Raw genomic sequence first — 14,636 nt, 5'->3', positions numbered from 1 at the left:
GTGCCGGTCTTGACCAGCGCACCGCCGATTCCTTCGATCGTACCAGCAACTGTGGTCGACTGGTTGTTGCCGCCAACCGTGATCGTTTTCGTGCCAAAGTTGAACGTGCCCGTGCCACTGATCGAGCCGGCAGTCGTCCCCGCGGATGTTAGGGTCGAGAAATCAACGACACCGCCCGCAAAAGTCCTCAGAGTTGCATTGCCGCCACTGCTCGTGTCGAAAAACTGGACCAATTGCAGGGTGACATCGGCGCTGCTGGCTGTGCTGTTATTGAAGAATTGCAGAACGCCACTGCCGTTGAATGCTGCGCTGCCGGCGCTGCTCGCGTTGCTGAACGTGGCGGTGCTGTTCACCAAGATCCTTGCAGTGCCGGCTGAGCTGGTGTCCTTGAACACCACAGCGGGGCTGCCGCTGAAGGCGTTGATTTGCGCGTTCCCGGCCGTGCTAGAATTGTTGAAATAGATCCTGTTGGCAGCGCCACCGCCGCCTAAGCTAATGCGGGAATTACCGGCCGTGCTGGTGTCGTAAAAGTTGACGCTGCCGCCGTTCTGGATGTCAAATTGAGTTGCAGGAGCAGCTCCTGCGCCGGCCGTGCTGCTGTTGTAGAAATTCAGAGCATTTGTGTCGTTGCGTATAAAGGCTTGGCCGCCCTGGGCATTGATACCAGCGTCGATGAAGGAAAGAGACCGGCTATTGGTGAAGTGGTAAGTCGACGCGCCGCTGTTGAAGGTCCAGCCGCCGAAGCTGGCGTCGGCCGAGAATGAAACTGCCGTCGTGCTGGAGGTGCCAAAGAACGCGGTGCCAGTTGGCACCACGGCCGGGCTCCAATTGGCGGCGGTGTTGAAGTCGCCCGTGCCTGGGCTGGTCGACCAGGTCGAATCTGCGGCCTGCGCCGCCGCCGTACCGGCCAGCGTCGCCGCCAAGGCAGTCGAAGCCAGCCACGCTGCCCGCTTGGTTGAAATCCGCCGAAATCCCGACACTTGCCCACCTGACGTCTTGTTGACTGCCAGGCCATTGGCGGCACGACATGGCGACGCTATCGGAGTGGAACCCCTGGAACAATGAACCGTTGTTCGCAGCCGAGGCCATTGCTGGCGGCGTGCGTCATTTCAGCCACAGGCAGCAACTTCGGCGTGCGGCCAAGGTCTCTCCGAGCAGACAACACGGGCTCGGCCGGGCTTCCCCTGGCGGCCTGCATGGCCTATGACGCTGCAACGCAACAATCCCCAAAAAGACCTCATGATCCGCCTCGACAACGTCAGCAAGCAAGCCGGCCACCAGATCCTGTTCATCGAAGCGTCCGCCGCCCTCAACAAGGGCGAGAAGATCGGGCTCGTCGGCCCGAACGGCGCGGGCAAGACCACGCTGTTCCGGATGATCGCCGGCGAGGAACCGCCCGATGAGGGGCAGGTCTCGACCGATCGCGGCATCACCATCGGCTATTTCAACCAGGATGTCGGCGAGATGGCCGGCCGCAGCGCCGTGGCCGAGGTCATGGACGGGGCGGGACCGGTGAGTGCGGTGGCCGCCGAGCTGCGCGAGCTCGAGACCGCGATGGCCGATCCCGACAAGGCCGACCAGATGGACGAGATCATCGCGCGGTACGGCGAGGTGCAGCACGCGTTCGAGGAGCTCGACGGCTACGCGCTCGACGGCCGTGCGCGCGAGGCGCTATCCGGCCTCGGCTTCAGCCAGGAGATGATGGACGGCGACGTCGGAAAACTCTCCGGCGGCTGGAAGATGCGCGTGGCGCTGGCGCGTATTCTCTTGATGCGTCCCGACGTCATGCTGCTCGACGAACCCAGCAACCATCTCGATCTAGAAAGCCTGATCTGGCTGGAGAAGTTCTTGCACGATTACGAAGGCACCCTGCTGATGACCTCGCACGATCGCGAGTTCATCAACCGCGTGATCTCGAAAGTGGTCGAGATCGATTCCGGCTCGCTTACGACCTACGCCGGCAATTACGAATTCTACGAGCAGCAGCGGGCGTTGAGCGAGAAGCAGCAACAGGCGCAGTTCGAGCGCCAGCAGGCCATGCTCGCCAAGGAGATCAAATTCATCGAGCGGTTCAAGGCGCGCGCATCTCATGCGGCGCAGGTTCAGAGCCGGGTGAAGAAGCTCGACAAGATCGAGCGGGTGGAGCCGCCGCGCCGCCGCCAGACGGTGGCGTTCGACTTCCCACCGGCGCCGCGCTCGGGCGAGGACGTCGTTGCGCTCAAAAAGGTCTTCAAGGGCTACGGCAGCAAGCGGATCTATGACGGGCTCGATTTCATGATCCGCCGCAGGGAGCGCTGGTGCGTGATGGGCGTCAACGGCGCCGGCAAATCGACGCTACTCAAGCTCGTCGCCGGTGCGAGCGAGCCGGACGAGGGCACCGTTGCAGTCGGCGGCAGCGTCAAAATGGGCTATTTCGCGCAGCACGCGATGGATTTGCTCGACGGCGAGCAGACGGTGTTCGAGTCACTCGAATATGCGTTTCCGACCGCGGGGCAGGGCTCCCTGCGCGCGCTCGCCGGCTGCTTCGGCTTCTCCGGCGACGACGTCGAGAAGCGCTGCCGCGTGCTCTCGGGCGGCGAGAAGGCGCGCCTGGTGATGGCCAAGATGCTGTTCGATCCCCCGAACTTCCTGGTGCTGGACGAGCCGACCAACCATCTCGACCTCGCCACCAAGGAGATGCTGATTACGGCGCTGTCGGATTTCGAGGGCACCATGCTGTTCGTCTCGCATGACCGGCATTTTCTCAGCGTCCTGTCGAACCGCGTGCTGGAGCTGACGCCCGAAGGCATCCACCAGTTCGGCGGCGGCTACACCGAATATGTCGCGCGCACGGGGCAGGAAGCGCCGGGGTTGCGGTCGTAGTGATCGGCGGTAGCCCGGATGGAGCGAAGCGTAATCCGGGTTTCGTGCCGCGTGGCTAGTCGTGCGCTGCGGATGGTCCGGCCCCGGATGTCGCTTCGCTCATCCGGGCGACAGGAGTCCGTGGAAATCTCGTAGCCCGGATGGAGCGTAAGCGTAATCCGGGTCAGTCTTCGCGTTCGCCGAAGCTACCAACTATCTCTCCAGCTCCTCCCCAATCGGGCGGAAGCACGCCTTCGCGGACGTAGCGGTGAAGCGATGAATGCGGCCAGTCTGCCGGCGAAGAGACATACCCGTGCTTGGCCGGGTTAAAGTGGATGTAGTCGGCGCAGCGTTCGAAATCGGCGTCGTCACGAATCGTGTGCTCCCAAAACCGCCTTTGCCACAGAGAGAACTCCCCCCGACGATTGCGGGAGATGGGGGCACCTGAAACAGCCAGTTGATGCGTGAAGGAGCTCTTGATCCGCCGCCATCGGCCGGAAAAATCAGCGTCATTGTCCGGCAGCGTCATGATGACGTGCAGATGATCAGGGAGGACCACGATTGCTTCGATCGTGAATGGCCTTTCAGCGCGCGCCACCCGGAATGCGTGGCGCAGCTTGTCCACATGATCGACCAACACGGATGATCTTCGATCATCCAGCGTCACGGTGAAAAAGAAGGTCCCACCAGGGAGAAGATTGCGCCGATAGCGAACCACGCGAGCACCTTCCCGGATTACGCTTCGCTCCATCCGGGCTACAACCAGATCGAGAGATTTGCAATCCATTCGCTTGCTTGCACGTTTCAGGGGCTCTCGCTACGCTGTTTCAAAAAAGCGGAGCGAAATAGCCATGAAGCAACTCCGGATCGGCGACATCACCATCGATGCGGTGATCGAGCGGGAGGGGCCGTGGCGGCGGCCGCAGGATTTTTTCCCGGCTTATGACGAGGGTGTGTTCAGGCACCATCTGCCGACCATGGAGCCGGAGGTGTTCGATGCCGCGCGCGGCATGATGGTCATCACCTATCAGACCTTCGTGGTGCGCACGCCGCGCTATACCATCCTGGTCGACACCTGCACCGGCGAGGACAAGGGCCATCCGCCGCCGTTCGATTTTCCCGGCAAGGAACGCTGGCGCAACGAGCTGTTCGCGCTCGGCATCGGCTTCGAGCAGATCGACTACGTGTTCTGCACGCATCTTCATATCGACCACACCGGCTGGAACACGACCTTGCGCGATGGCCGTTGGGTGCCGACGTTTCCGAATGCGAAATACGTCTTCCACAAGGGTGAATATGCGGCCTGGGAGGCCGAGCATGCCAAGGGCCGCAACCCGCCCGGCACCGTGTTTCGCGACAATTGCCTGCCGATCGTCGAGGCAGGCCAAGCGCTGCTGGTCGATGACGATTACGCGCTCGACGACACCGTCACGCTAACGCCGACGCCGGGGCATTCGCCCTGCCATTGCTGCGTGAACATCTTTTCGAAGGGGCGCCGCGCGGTGGTCGCCGGCGACCTCATGCATCATCAGATCCAGTGCCGCGAGCCGGACTGGTCGGCCAAGCCGGATTGGGATGCGAAGCAGTCCGCGGTGTCGCGGCGAAAGTTTTTTGCTTCCGTCGCCGACACCGACACGCTGATCCTGCCGATTCATTTCCCGGCGCCGACGGTCGGGCTGATCAAGCCGTGCGGCGCCGCCTTTGATTATCGTTTCAAGCGGGATTGACCACTGGGTCGCCGTCATGGCCGGGCTTGTCCCGGCCATCCACGACCATGGCTGCACGAAACAAGAACGTGGATGCCCGGGACAAGCCCGGGCATGACGAGTTCGTGGAGCGACCGCGCGTCGAATGCTCTAGTACGTATAGAACATCCGCTGGATTTCCTTGGTGTCGGTCGTCTTGGTCAGCGCCAGCATCAGCAGAATACGCGCCTTTTGAGGATTGAGCGTATCCGAGACGACGAAGTCATGCTCGTCGTCCTTGGCCTCGCCGTTGCGCGCGACGATGCCGTTGCCGACCCGGCTGCTGCGCACGATCACGACACCCTTCTTGCGGGCCTCGTCGAGGGCTGGCTCGACCGCGGGGCGAGCCAGGCTGCCGTCGCCGACGCCGGCATGCACGATCCCCTTGGCCCCGGCGGCGACAAACGCGTCGATCGCGACCCGGTTCATGTTGGCGTAGCCGTACACGATGTCGACTTGCGGCAGGACATCGAGGCTGGAGACGTCGAATTCGGAGTCCGCCGTGTGCCGGCGCGTCGATTGACGATAGAAGTACGGCTTGTTGCCCTGCATGTAGCCGAGAAAGCCGAGTTCCGGGGTACGGAAGGTGTCCGCCGTCGAGGTGTTGTTCTTGGTGACATCGCGAGCCGCGTTGATCTGATCGTTGAGAGCAACGAGCACGCCCTTGCCGACGGCCTCGTCACTGCCTGCGAGGATCACCGCATTGAAGAGGTTGATCGGCCCATCCGCGCTGATCGCCGTCGACGGCCGCATCGCGCCGACGACGACGACAGGTTTCTTGCTCTTGACGACGAGGTCCAGAAAATAACTGGTTTCTTCGATCGTATCGGTCCCGTGCGTGATCACAATGCCATCGACGTCGTCCTGCGCGAGCAGCGTGTTGACGCGCTTGGCAAGCTTGAGCCAGTAGTCATTGTTCATGTTCTCGCTGGCGATCTGGAAAACCTGCTCGCCCTTGACGTTAGCCACCGTTTTCAGTTCGGGGACGGCATTCAGGAGCGTCTCAATGCCCACCGTGGCGGCGGTGTAGCCGACCACGGTGGTGCTGCTCGCCCCGCTGCCGGCGATCGTGCCGCCGGTTGCGAGCACCATGACGTTGGGCAGTCCCGGGCCCCGCGCGTTCGCGGCTTCAAGTCCGATGAGCAGCGCGAAGAGCAAGCTCATTGCCGCGATGAAGTGATGACGCACTCGAGGTTGCCACATCTTGACGTTCCCTTTGCTAGAAAGCCTTGTCGATGCGCCCCGTTTCGCTCGGCACCGCATGATCGGTCAGTCGAGAGCTCCTGTCTAGGGCGACGCTGCTTTCGGATGATTTGGTCTGGAAGCCGGTACACGGAAACACACACGCGAATGGCCGGGACAAGCCCGGCCATGTGGCAGTTCGTCTGGCGATTGCTCGCTAAAGCAGCAGCGAATTTGCGGCGCCTTACGCGCCCATCTCGCACTTCTTCATAAAGCTGTTCTTGGCGGCGCCGGCGAGCGGCTTGCCCTCGGCGCTGACGGCCTTGGGCGCGCAGGCTTCGGCTTTGCACTTCTTCATGAACGAGGTCTTGGCGGCGCCAGCCAGGGCCTTGCCGTCCTTGCCGACCGCCTTGCTTTCGCAGGTGTCCTCCGCGAGGGCCGAACCCGCTGCGAACGTGGCAACGATCGCAGCCAGGAAAATCCGCTTCATCATGATTGTCTCCCTAAACCAGAAATGGCACGCGGATTGGAGCCGGAAATCGTGGCGCAATCAAGCTGGATGAGCGCCTGCCGCCCGGTCTTGCTGGCGATTTTCCGACCGCGGGTACAAAAGGGCCGACGCCTGCTGCACTGCTCGCTGACCGGGACGGGCGATCCTGCTAGCTTCAGGCGAGTTTAGCCGAAAGGGAGCATCGTAATGGAGACCCTGATTGCGAACATGCCGGATGCCGCTTCTGACCGGCATTCTCACCTGGTTCGGCCGCAAGAGATGGAATGGCAGAAGACGCGCTTTCCCGGCTGCGAGGCCAAGACGCTGCTGTTCGATCGCAGCAGCGGTCTGATGACGGCCTTGATGCGCTTTGCGCCGAGATCGGTGCTGCCCGATCACGAGCATGTCGGCGTCGAGCAGAGTTATGTCATCGAGGGCGCTCTCGTCGACAACGAGGGACCGGCCAAGGGGATTACCTGCAAGGCCGGCGAATTCATCTGGCGCGAGGCGGGCAGCCGGCATGCCGCCTGGTGCCCGGAGGGCGCCCTGATCCTGGCGATCTTCCAGGTGCCGAACAAGTTCTTCGAAGCCGACGGCCGCGTCGTCGATGCCGCCGGTCAGGATTGGGACCAAACGTGGGGGCACACCGACGCGCAGCGGGCGGGGAAGGCGCGGTAGGCGGCTCTTCGAAGCTCAAGTGCCGTCATTGATGCTTCTGACGAGCGTGGTGACCTGAACGGCGATCAGCCGCCGCATCTCCTTGCCGTTCCTGGCTGTTTCGCGCAGTCCCCGCATGCCGAACACCAGGCATCGCGCCAGCACCTCCGGCTCGACCGCTATCCCGGCGGCCTTCACCTGATCGCGGATGAGGTCGGCGACCAAATACTGGAAGTTGTCGTAGACCTTCCGAACTGCGGGGAAACGGAGGTCGAACAGATCTGCCGAATCGGGATGCGCCTCGATCAGGTCGAAGCCATGCGATCCCCAGGATTTACAGGCGTGGAGCAGCCTGGCGTGAAGGCCGTCGAGGCGCGCGATTGCGGCCCTGATCTCCCGATGCTTCTGCTCGTCCATTCGCTGGATCACCGCCGCGAACACGGCGTCCTTGTCGGGGAAGAGCAAATACAGCGCCGGCCGCGACATTCCCGCCCTGGCGGCGATGTCGCCCATCGTCGTGCGGGCATGGCCATAGCGGGAGAAGACCTCCGTCGCAGCCTCGACGGCGAGCTCTTCTTTCGAAATGCTGGAACGAGCCATGAGCCTCACAAGCGTCGGAACTGAACGTCGGGTCGTATTGACAAAATATCAATAATTGTCAATGTGACCGAAAGCGGCATGAGGCCACGAGAGGTTCTGCGAGATGAACGATGAAGCGCGACTGAAGACCTGGAACACCTATCAGGCGGCGTGGGGACCCATCGATGAGGACGAGCGGCGTCGGCTGCTCGAGCAAAGCGTGGTCGCGGACTGCGTGTATACCGATCCGGGCTCGCAGGTTGAGGGACGCGACGCCTTGATGGCGCGCATCGGTCAAACCCAGCTCAAGTTTCCTGGCGCGCATTTCAGGAATGACAGCTTCCTCGAGCACCATGATCAAGGGCTTTTTCGCTGGACGATGTATGACGGCGCCGGTCGCGTGTTCGTCACGGGCGAGAGCTTCGGCCGTTTCGGCGACGATGGCCGCCTCGTTCAGGCGACGGGCTTCTTCGAGGTGCCCGCTGCCAAGTCCTGAACGCCGCCCGGCGCGGCGGTCGATCCTGCCGCTCCGGATATCGCCCTCAGGCGCCGCGCGCGAGAAGCGCCTTGAAGTCCGCGCGTGCGCGCTGCGCTTCGGCACGCGCCACCTCGGAGGCGTCGCCGAGGCCGAAATAGCCGTGGATCAGGCCGGGGCCTTCATGATGCTTCACCGGCACACCGGCTGCCTCCAGCGCCCGTGCGTAGGCTGCACCTTCGTCGCGCAGGGGATCGAACCAGGCGGTGGTGACGATCGCGGGCGCGCGCCGGCGAGCGAAGCCGCGCGTAGCGGTGAAACGCGCCAGTCGGTCGCATGAGAGGGATCGGCGAGATAATGACCGCAAAACCACTCCATCACGGCGCGCGAGAGGAAGTAGCCTTCGGCATTCTCGGCGCGCGAGGGGAAGCGTGCGTTCTCGCGCGCGTCCGCATAACTCCCGAGGACGTCGGTCACGGGGTAGACCAGGAGTTGCGCCGCGAGCTTGATGCCGGCGTCGCGGCAGGCGATCGCGGTGGTGGCGGCGAGATTGCCGCCGGCGCTGTCGCCGGCAACGCCGAAGCGTTTTGCATCGCCGCCAAATTCCGCGACGCGGCCAAACACGTCGCTGACCGCGGCAAAGGCGTCCTCGAACGCGCCGGGAAAACGCGTTTCGGGCGGACGGCGATAATCGACGGAGACGACGACCGCGCCCGTCTCGATCGCAAGGTTGCGTGCCTGCCGGTCGTGGGTCTCGAGGTCGCCCGCCACCCAGCCGCCACCATGGAAGAACACCACGGTCGGCGCCGGCGTGGTGCCGACGCGGTAGACCCGTGCATCCAGCGGACCGGCGCCGCCTTTCACCTTGATATCCGCGATGATGTCGACCGGTGGTGGCGCTATGGCCGCGCGTGAGGCAGCCAGTGCACGCAAGGAATCGCGGGCGCTCTGTGGCGTCATCGTCGTGGCATCGCGCATCGGCAGCAGCGGAATGATCTGGGCGATGACGGGATCGAGCGGTGCAGCCATGTTGGCTTTCATGGGATCCTCACAGGGTTCTTGGTCTTGCTTGCGGGTTAGCATAGATATTGCGCGCCGCATCGGCAACCGCTCGCGTGTTGGCGCGCCAGGGGATGAACGGGCAGGGAGGTCTTGAGGTGGAATTCGAAACGCTGGTCCAGTCGCGCCGCAGCGTGCGCGGCTTCAGGAACGAGCCGGTGCCGCGCGCGGTGATCGAAGCGATCATCGACAGCGCCAAGCGTGCGCCCTCGTCGATGAACACCCAGCCCTGGCACGTCCACGTGCTCACGGGCGGTCCGCTGGAACAGCTGCGCCGACGCAACATGGAGGAGATGGTTGGCGGCGCCAAGGTGAAGCGCGACATCGTCAGTCACGGCGAGTATCAGGGCGTGCACCGGACCCGGCAAGTCGACGTCGCCAAGAAACTGTTCGGCGCGATGGGGATCGCGCGCGACGACAAGCCGATGCGGCAGGACTGGGTGCTGCGCGGCTTCCGCCAGTTCGATGCGCCGGTGTCGCTGGTCTTGACCTATGACCGCGTGCTCGATCCCGGCGCGGTCTGCCATTTCGACCTGGGCGCGCTCTGCTACGGCATCGTGCTCGCGGCCTGGGACCGCGGTCTCGGTTCGGTGATCAACGGGCAGGGCATCATGCGCTCTGACATCGTGCGCGAGGTCGCAAACATTCCGGAGGACGAGGTGATCATGACCTGCGTCGCGATGGGCTATCCTGACGACAACTTTGCCGCGAACGCGGTGCGCTCCGATCGCGAGGGCAACGACGATTTCGTGCGCTACGTCGGATTCGCCGAGTAATGCGGGCAGAGGAGATTATTCTCTCGCCGAAATTTTTGGTGCGGACCGCTTGGCGGCCTCTTGCAATCTCGATCGTGCAGGAGGAACAATGTGCGGACTGAAAGGTTTGATGCTGGCGCGAGGGAATTGACATGCGGCGGCTCGCTAGCCTGGTTCGACGGTTCTTCGGCCCGCGAGTGCGGCGTCCGATCGATGATGATCCAAGTCTTCCTTTCACACCCGAAGAGTTCGGCCGGCTGATCCGCAGCGGCCGGCACGAGGACATGAAGCTGCTGGCCGAAGGGCTCGCCTGCCGGACCGTTCCGCGCCGCACCAGACATCGCGCCGCGCACTAGACTGGGGTCGAGACGGGTTGCTGCGCTTACCTCGTGAGAGCGACCTGCCTGAACGCGGTCAGCAGCGCCTTCTCCAACTTTCCGCTCATCCCGCATAGGATGTCATAGGCTTCGCTGCGTGGCAGCGTCGGCTTGTAGTGCCGATACTCGATCAGGGCCGCGAAGATGTCCGAGATCGTGAGAATCCGCACGATGTCGCCAATACTCTCGGCCCCGAGTGCATCCGGATAGCCGCTGCCGTCAAGAAATTCGTGATGATGCCGCACGGCATCGAGGATCTCCGGTGAGATATTGTCGTGGTCTTTCAGGAAATCGTAACCCGCAATCGGGTGAGTCTCGATCATGGCACGTTCGGCCGGATCGAGACGGCCGGGCTTGTCGAGGATGGCAAGCGGGATCCGGGCCTTGCCGAGGTCGTGGAACATGGCCGCCGAATACAGCCGCTCGAGATCGGCGCGGCCCACACCGAGACTCAGTCCGAAGTCGATCGCAACGCCGGTCACGAGCAGGCAGTGCTGGTAGGTTCCCTCGTGGTGGCGCCGCACAGTGGTGAGCCACTCGGACAAGCCATGCTGGGTGATGCGATCAGCGATCTTGCGGCCGGCTTCCTTCGTGCCGTCGACATCGATGGGCTCGCCGAGCGCGACGGCAGTGAACATCGACGCGATCGCCGTCGCCGCGGCCTCGACGGCATTGTCCTGCTGCGGCGCCTGACCTGAGGAAGCAGACGCCTCTTCGGCGGAATCAGCCAGCGCTGCCAGCAGCTTGATCTTGTCGATCGTCCCGGGAAGGACGAGCGTGGCCCCGAGCGCGTAGGCCTGCGAGATACTCATGTGAGAGGGGTGCTCGACCAGGAAGATGCGCTTCGTTGCCTTTGCGAACTTTATGGCTCGTTTCTTGATGGCCGCGATGGTGTGGACGTCACGCAATTCCGCACGGATGACGATCGCGAACGGCATCTGGGACAGCTTGGCTTCTGCGTCGAGCCGTTCGCCTGCGACGGCAAACCGTTGCTCGAGAATCGAACAGACGCTCGACAATTTTTCCGAGGAGTCAGCCAGCACATGCACGAATGGGCGTGCCGCTTCCTTCTCTCGGATGCCGCCGTCGCCTTTGACGGGGCGGGATATAGTTCGCGCGTTCTGCAAGGTTGACCTGAATCATGCTGGAGTTGGATCGGGCTGATGAATCCTTGGGCCTATTTGCTCTGAGCGGCAGCCTGCACAGCGGCTGCCGGTTTCTTCTTGCCGTCTGCGGTGACGAAGTGCACGCCGGCCGTGGTGCCGTCGATCCAGACCAGTTCGCAGCGCCGGTAGGCGAGCCCCGTCGAGGACAGCAGCAGGAAGAATTCCTTGGCCTGGAGCACGTCGAGCGTGCCCTCGACCTCGATCTTTGCACCGCTTTGCGATATGTCGAGCAAAACGCAACTGCGCCGCCAAGTGCCGTCCGAGCCCATTAGATTGACAGGCTGCTTGTGATCCATTTTTACGCGCATCGCTTTGCGACCGTCGAACTTCATCGGCTAACCCCCATCTTCGGGCTGCGATTTCCCGGGTCGCCTGTGCTGGCGTTTGCTACTATTTGCCCCCATCGCACTGTCCATTGGCTGGTGGACAGAAGCAGCGTCTCGAAGATCCGTTGCGCGCGCTCGCGCTCGGAATAGGAGAGCCTTTTTCCGCTGCGGTTGCTCAGGATGGTAAGGGTGGTCTGCCAGTTTAGCCGCGACGCCCGACACGCCATGACCAGCCCCTCGCAATCGTCATCGCTCGCGACATGCTCGATAATTTCGAGCGGCGCCCCTGAAAGCACCGACAGCGCCGTGAATAAATTGGCCGTCTCGCCGCGGATCGCAAAGCGGTTCACCGTGGAATCGTTGAGCTTGCCGATGCGGTTGAGGGCGACGATCTCGGGCCTCGCGCCCGCGTAGTCGGCCCGGCAAGGCCGCTTTGGCGGAGCCGGCTCCGCTTCCGGCACCGGCGCTGCGGCGGACGGGGCGGGTGCCTTCCGGGCTGGTGGGGCGGAGAGCAGCTTGCGCACGACCAGATCGGGCGTGCCGGGCCGGAGCACCAGCGCCTTCGCGATCTCGCCGTCCTGGTCGGCCTTGGCAATTAGCGCTGCATAGGCTGCGTCGGAGAATTTCGTTCCCTGGTTCTTGATCAGGTCAAGGCAGATCGGGCCGCCGTGCTTGATCAGCGCCTCAGTCACCGTCGGCGCGATGTCGCTGCGCGCGGCGATCGCGCGTCGATGCCACTCGCCACGGGAGTCAATGACAGCCTCGAGATCGGCTGCGGAAAGTGCACGCGACTTGAGCAACACAGGACATGCCACGTCCGGACTATCGTGCGAGGCGAGACGCCACAATGTTTCGGGAGGCGCGATGTCAAGTTCCGCGAGCGCCGTGCTGAGCTGAACCAGTGCGCTGGCCTCGACCCGTTCCGTCAATCGCAGCAGAACACCGTCGACCACGTTGACGAGCAATTCCCGGCACTGGCCGCGGCTGCCAGTGAGCAACTGCACCATGCCGGCGAGAATGCGTGCGCAACGGTGCGGTGGGTAGGTTGCGACCACCTCTTCCAATTCAGCAAGAATATCAGCAGGCGAATTTGCCATCATGGCAGGGGCCTGACCTAAAATTAATTTGGACTATCGAACTGCACCTATTCCGCCCGACAGACGTTAATTTGAAGTTTGGATTTTGCTCGTCTAGGTATATCTGCACCGCTGGCCACACGGAAAACGCTATCGAAAATTGGCGAGATTTGATGCGCCGCCTTGTCCTTGGACTTCGACGCTCGCCAACTGGTCGGCATAGTTCGAAGTGATTCTTTCAGACTTAAGGCACACGGAGCGCAGAAGCGGGCCGGCATCGTCGCCGGACGCGTGTGTTGCGACGCGAAGTTCATATTGCCATGAATAGAAGTGATGATCCGCCGACGCTGGCGCCAAAGGTATTTCGCTTCCGACGTCGATGAATTTCGAAACGCCATACGAGGGCTCGACTTCGAGTTCACGCCTTTTGTACGGAGGATTTCGGCCGAGCAGAGTATTCTGTCGCTACCCGGCTGCGACGTGAATTTGACGCGGGCATTTCCGCGGGTCGTCGACGCACAACTCGTCGAGAATTGTACCGCGATCGGATTCACGATGGACGATTTGGACGTGACCGTTCGATTCAACGGCGCGCGGCGTATACGACCCGTTATCGTCATCGGCAGCGGCGGCGCGGCTTACACCATCATCGAGGAGGTGCAGCGGCAAATCGCCTCGGTGGTGTTCAGGCCGGAGGTGACGGATCGCGGCTGGCCACAAGCAACCCTCTGCTTCAACATCTTCGAAACGACCGCTGCGGGCTTGAGCCGGCTTCGCGGTGTGGTCCGGGAAGTCTTGGAAGCCGCGTCGGAGCCCGTCGCCTCGCCCGACTTGCCGCTGAAGGCGGCCGGCATGAAGGAGACCCTGCTCGGCGCTGCGGACGCAATTTTCGAAAGTATCGTTCCCGCGCGATGGACCCTGCGCCCCAATGACGAGCGCAACTTCAAAGTCTTTCAGGACATCCGCGCGCTGCTTTCCGACGACCTCTCGCTGCCCATCTGCAGCGACGAGATCGCGCGCAAACTCGGCTTGTCCGTTCGCACCATGCACGACGTCGCCCGCCGCTATCGTGGAATGAGCCTGCACCGCTACTTGCGCCTGCGGCGGCTGTGGCTGGTGCGTCAGCGGCTGCTCGCGGGTGCCGATAGTGTCAAGGCCGTCGCGCTGGCGTTCGGCTTCTGGCATCTCGGCGACTTCTCCAGAAGCTATCGCGACCAGTTCGGCGAGACACCTTCGCAAACGCTTGAATCCGGACGGCGAACTTAGCGCGTCAAAACGTTGAGGGCCGGCCTGATGATCCGTGCTATACTGCTGCCCATGAGCAATCGCATTCTCGTCCTCTACGGTTCCTACCGTTCCGACCGCATGGGCATACGCCTAGCGAATTTCGTCATCGATCGCCTGCGCGCCCGCGGCGACGACGTCGTGTTTATCGACGCCAAGGCGATCGGCCTGCCGATGCTCGATCGCATGTACAAGGAATACCCCAAGGGCTCCGCACCCGAGGCGCTGGAGAAGCTCGCCGGAGAGATCCGCGGCGCAGATGGTTTCGTCTTCGTCACCGGCGAATACAATTGGGGCATCCAGCCGGGCCTGAAGAATCTCACCGACCACTTCCTCGAGGAGTGGTTCTGGCGCCCAGCCGCGATCGTGAGCTACTCGGCCGGCCGCCTGTCCGGCGCGCGTGCCTCGACCGCCTGGCATGGCACGTTGTCGGAGATGGGCATGGTGGTGGTGTCGAGCACCATCGGCGTCGGCCCGATCGCACAGACGCTGTCGGAAGCGGGTGAACCGATCGGCGAGGGCGGCAAAGCGCTGGAACGCTCGTTCCCGCGCTTCGCCGACGATCTCGCATGGTGGATCGAGGCGGCCAAGGCGCAGCGGGCGCGCAAGGCGCCGCCGTACTAA

17 protein-coding genes and 1 pseudogene are annotated in these 14,636 nt (G+C 62.9%); 10 read left to right on the top strand and 8 right to left on the bottom strand.

Annotated elements, in window-relative coordinates; translation table 11 throughout:
• Positions 1-9: 9 nt before the first annotated feature.
• The 3 genes from IVA93_RS20640 to IVA93_RS20630 all read left to right on the top strand — a co-directional run bounded on the left by IVA93_RS20640 (position 10) and on the right by IVA93_RS20630 (position 2,862).
• A complete protein-coding gene (locus tag IVA93_RS20640; protein WP_247492615.1) occupies positions 10-462 on the top strand; it encodes a hypothetical protein in 453 nt (150 codons plus the stop codon).
• A 261-nt stretch (positions 463-723) separates the two neighbouring features.
• Entirely contained in the window at positions 724-1,065 is a 342-nt protein-coding gene (locus tag IVA93_RS20635) for a hypothetical protein (RefSeq protein ID WP_157642967.1), read from the top strand.
• Between the two features lie 174 nt (positions 1,066-1,239).
• Positions 1,240-2,862, top strand: a complete 1,623-nt coding sequence (locus IVA93_RS20630) for an ABC-F family ATP-binding cassette domain-containing protein (RefSeq protein ID WP_247368661.1) — start codon at positions 1,240-1,242, stop codon at positions 2,860-2,862.
• Positions 2,863-3,025: 163 nt separating this feature from the next.
• Here the strand turns inward: IVA93_RS20630 and IVA93_RS20625 are convergent, their stop codons facing one another.
• Complete coding sequence (locus tag IVA93_RS20625; protein ID WP_026233149.1) at positions 3,026-3,559, bottom strand: REP-associated tyrosine transposase; 534 nt, start codon at positions 3,557-3,559, stop codon at positions 3,026-3,028.
• Between the two features lie 133 nt (positions 3,560-3,692).
• Here IVA93_RS20625 and IVA93_RS20620 point away from each other — a divergent pair, with 133 nt between their 5' ends.
• Positions 3,693-4,568: an MBL fold metallo-hydrolase gene (locus tag IVA93_RS20620; RefSeq protein WP_247541548.1), complete on the top strand. Its 876-nt coding sequence runs from the start codon at positions 3,693-3,695 to the stop codon at positions 4,566-4,568.
• Between the two features lie 129 nt (positions 4,569-4,697).
• On the opposite strand, the gene IVA93_RS20615 is transcribed toward IVA93_RS20620, so the two are convergent.
• Together IVA93_RS20615 and IVA93_RS20610 are read right to left on the bottom strand one after the other, a co-directional pair.
• Positions 4,698-5,789 carry a type II asparaginase gene (locus IVA93_RS20615; RefSeq protein ID WP_275974687.1) on the bottom strand — a complete coding sequence of 364 codons (1,092 nt, stop codon included), beginning with the start codon at positions 5,787-5,789 and terminating at the stop codon, positions 4,698-4,700.
• Positions 5,790-6,012: 223 nt separating this feature from the next.
• The gene (locus tag IVA93_RS20610; protein WP_018456350.1) at positions 6,013-6,261 is read right to left on the bottom strand and encodes a hypothetical protein; all 249 of its coding nucleotides are present in this window, start codon (positions 6,259-6,261) and stop codon (positions 6,013-6,015) included.
• A 204-nt stretch (positions 6,262-6,465) separates the two neighbouring features.
• Here IVA93_RS20610 and IVA93_RS20605 point away from each other — a divergent pair, with 204 nt between their 5' ends.
• Positions 6,466-6,936, top strand: coding sequence for a cupin domain-containing protein (locus IVA93_RS20605; protein ID WP_247368657.1), 471 nt, complete (start codon positions 6,466-6,468; stop codon positions 6,934-6,936).
• Positions 6,937-6,951: 15 nt separating this feature from the next.
• On the opposite strand, the gene IVA93_RS20600 is transcribed toward IVA93_RS20605, so the two are convergent.
• The gene (locus tag IVA93_RS20600) at positions 6,952-7,515 is read right to left on the bottom strand and encodes a TetR/AcrR family transcriptional regulator (RefSeq protein WP_247368655.1); all 564 of its coding nucleotides are present in this window, start codon (positions 7,513-7,515) and stop codon (positions 6,952-6,954) included.
• Between the two features lie 103 nt (positions 7,516-7,618).
• On the opposite strand from IVA93_RS20600, the gene IVA93_RS20595 reads away from it, so the two are divergent.
• Positions 7,619-7,990: a nuclear transport factor 2 family protein gene (locus tag IVA93_RS20595; protein WP_018456353.1), complete on the top strand. Its 372-nt coding sequence runs from the start codon at positions 7,619-7,621 to the stop codon at positions 7,988-7,990.
• Between the two features lie 46 nt (positions 7,991-8,036).
• On the opposite strand, the pseudogene IVA93_RS20590 reads toward IVA93_RS20595, so the two are convergent.
• A pseudogene (locus IVA93_RS20590) lies at positions 8,037-8,998 on the bottom strand (alpha/beta hydrolase).
• A gap of 128 nt (positions 8,999-9,126) precedes the next feature.
• Between IVA93_RS20590 and IVA93_RS20585 the strand changes: the two are divergent.
• Both IVA93_RS20585 and IVA93_RS20580 read left to right on the top strand, forming a co-directional pair.
• Complete coding sequence (locus IVA93_RS20585; protein WP_219683897.1) at positions 9,127-9,804, top strand: nitroreductase; 678 nt, start codon at positions 9,127-9,129, stop codon at positions 9,802-9,804.
• Positions 9,805-9,935: 131 nt separating this feature from the next.
• Positions 9,936-10,139 (top strand): hypothetical protein, encoded by a 204-nt coding sequence (locus IVA93_RS20580; protein ID WP_018456356.1) that lies wholly within the window; start codon positions 9,936-9,938, stop codon positions 10,137-10,139.
• 26 nt (positions 10,140-10,165) lie between these two features.
• Here the strand turns inward: IVA93_RS20580 and IVA93_RS20575 are convergent, their stop codons facing one another.
• Genes IVA93_RS20575 through IVA93_RS20565 form a run of 3 tightly spaced genes read right to left on the bottom strand, consistent with a single transcriptional unit; the run spans position 10,166 to position 12,752 of the window.
• Positions 10,166-11,287, bottom strand: coding sequence for an HD-GYP domain-containing protein (locus IVA93_RS20575; protein WP_085353014.1), 1,122 nt, complete (start codon positions 11,285-11,287; stop codon positions 10,166-10,168).
• A gap of 50 nt (positions 11,288-11,337) precedes the next feature.
• A complete protein-coding gene (locus tag IVA93_RS20570; RefSeq protein WP_085353016.1) occupies positions 11,338-11,658 on the bottom strand; it encodes a PilZ domain-containing protein in 321 nt (106 codons plus the stop codon).
• Positions 11,655-12,752 (bottom strand): DUF2336 domain-containing protein, encoded by a 1,098-nt coding sequence (locus IVA93_RS20565; RefSeq protein WP_085353018.1) that lies wholly within the window; start codon positions 12,750-12,752, stop codon positions 11,655-11,657. Before IVA93_RS20565 ends, IVA93_RS20570 begins: the two co-directional genes overlap by 4 nt.
• 309 nt (positions 12,753-13,061) lie before the next feature.
• On the opposite strand from IVA93_RS20565, the gene IVA93_RS20560 reads away from it, so the two are divergent.
• Both IVA93_RS20560 and IVA93_RS20555 read left to right on the top strand, forming a co-directional pair.
• Complete coding sequence (locus tag IVA93_RS20560; protein ID WP_247368646.1) at positions 13,062-13,994, top strand: AraC family transcriptional regulator; 933 nt, start codon at positions 13,062-13,064, stop codon at positions 13,992-13,994.
• A gap of 51 nt (positions 13,995-14,045) precedes the next feature.
• On the top strand, positions 14,046-14,636 hold the full coding sequence (locus IVA93_RS20555; RefSeq protein ID WP_085353019.1) for an NADPH-dependent FMN reductase: 591 nt from the start codon (positions 14,046-14,048) through the stop codon (positions 14,634-14,636).

Source organism: Bradyrhizobium sp. 155 (genome assembly GCF_023101105.1).
GTDB classification, from domain to species: Bacteria; Pseudomonadota; Alphaproteobacteria; order Rhizobiales; family Xanthobacteraceae; genus Bradyrhizobium; species Bradyrhizobium canariense_D.
The sequence above is the reverse complement of the archived record's forward strand: the minus strand, read 5'-3'. Positions and strand labels throughout refer to the sequence as shown.

Coding starts and splice junctions, on each gene's coding strand:
- IVA93_RS20560 (WP_247368646.1), top strand. CDS start 13,062: ATGATCCGCCGACGCTGGCGCCAAAGGTATTTCGCTTCCGACGTCGAT.
- IVA93_RS20620 (WP_247541548.1), top strand. CDS start 3,693: ATGAAGCAACTCCGGATCGGCGACATCACCATCGATGCGGTGATCGAG.
- IVA93_RS20580 (WP_018456356.1), top strand. CDS start 9,936: ATGCGGCGGCTCGCTAGCCTGGTTCGACGGTTCTTCGGCCCGCGAGTG.
- IVA93_RS20600 (WP_247368655.1), bottom strand. CDS start 7,515: ATGGCTCGTTCCAGCATTTCGAAAGAAGAGCTCGCCGTCGAGGCTGCG.
- IVA93_RS20605 (WP_247368657.1), top strand. CDS start 6,466: ATGGAGACCCTGATTGCGAACATGCCGGATGCCGCTTCTGACCGGCAT.
- IVA93_RS20565 (WP_085353018.1), bottom strand. CDS start 12,752: ATGATGGCAAATTCGCCTGCTGATATTCTTGCTGAATTGGAAGAGGTG.
- IVA93_RS20555 (WP_085353019.1), top strand. CDS start 14,046: ATGAGCAATCGCATTCTCGTCCTCTACGGTTCCTACCGTTCCGACCGC.
- IVA93_RS20595 (WP_018456353.1), top strand. CDS start 7,619: ATGAACGATGAAGCGCGACTGAAGACCTGGAACACCTATCAGGCGGCG.
- IVA93_RS20630 (WP_247368661.1), top strand. CDS start 1,240: ATGATCCGCCTCGACAACGTCAGCAAGCAAGCCGGCCACCAGATCCTG.
- IVA93_RS20610 (WP_018456350.1), bottom strand. CDS start 6,261: ATGATGAAGCGGATTTTCCTGGCTGCGATCGTTGCCACGTTCGCAGCG.
- IVA93_RS20615 (WP_275974687.1), bottom strand. CDS start 5,789: ATGTGGCAACCTCGAGTGCGTCATCACTTCATCGCGGCAATGAGCTTG.
- IVA93_RS20570 (WP_085353016.1), bottom strand. CDS start 11,658: ATGAAGTTCGACGGTCGCAAAGCGATGCGCGTAAAAATGGATCACAAG.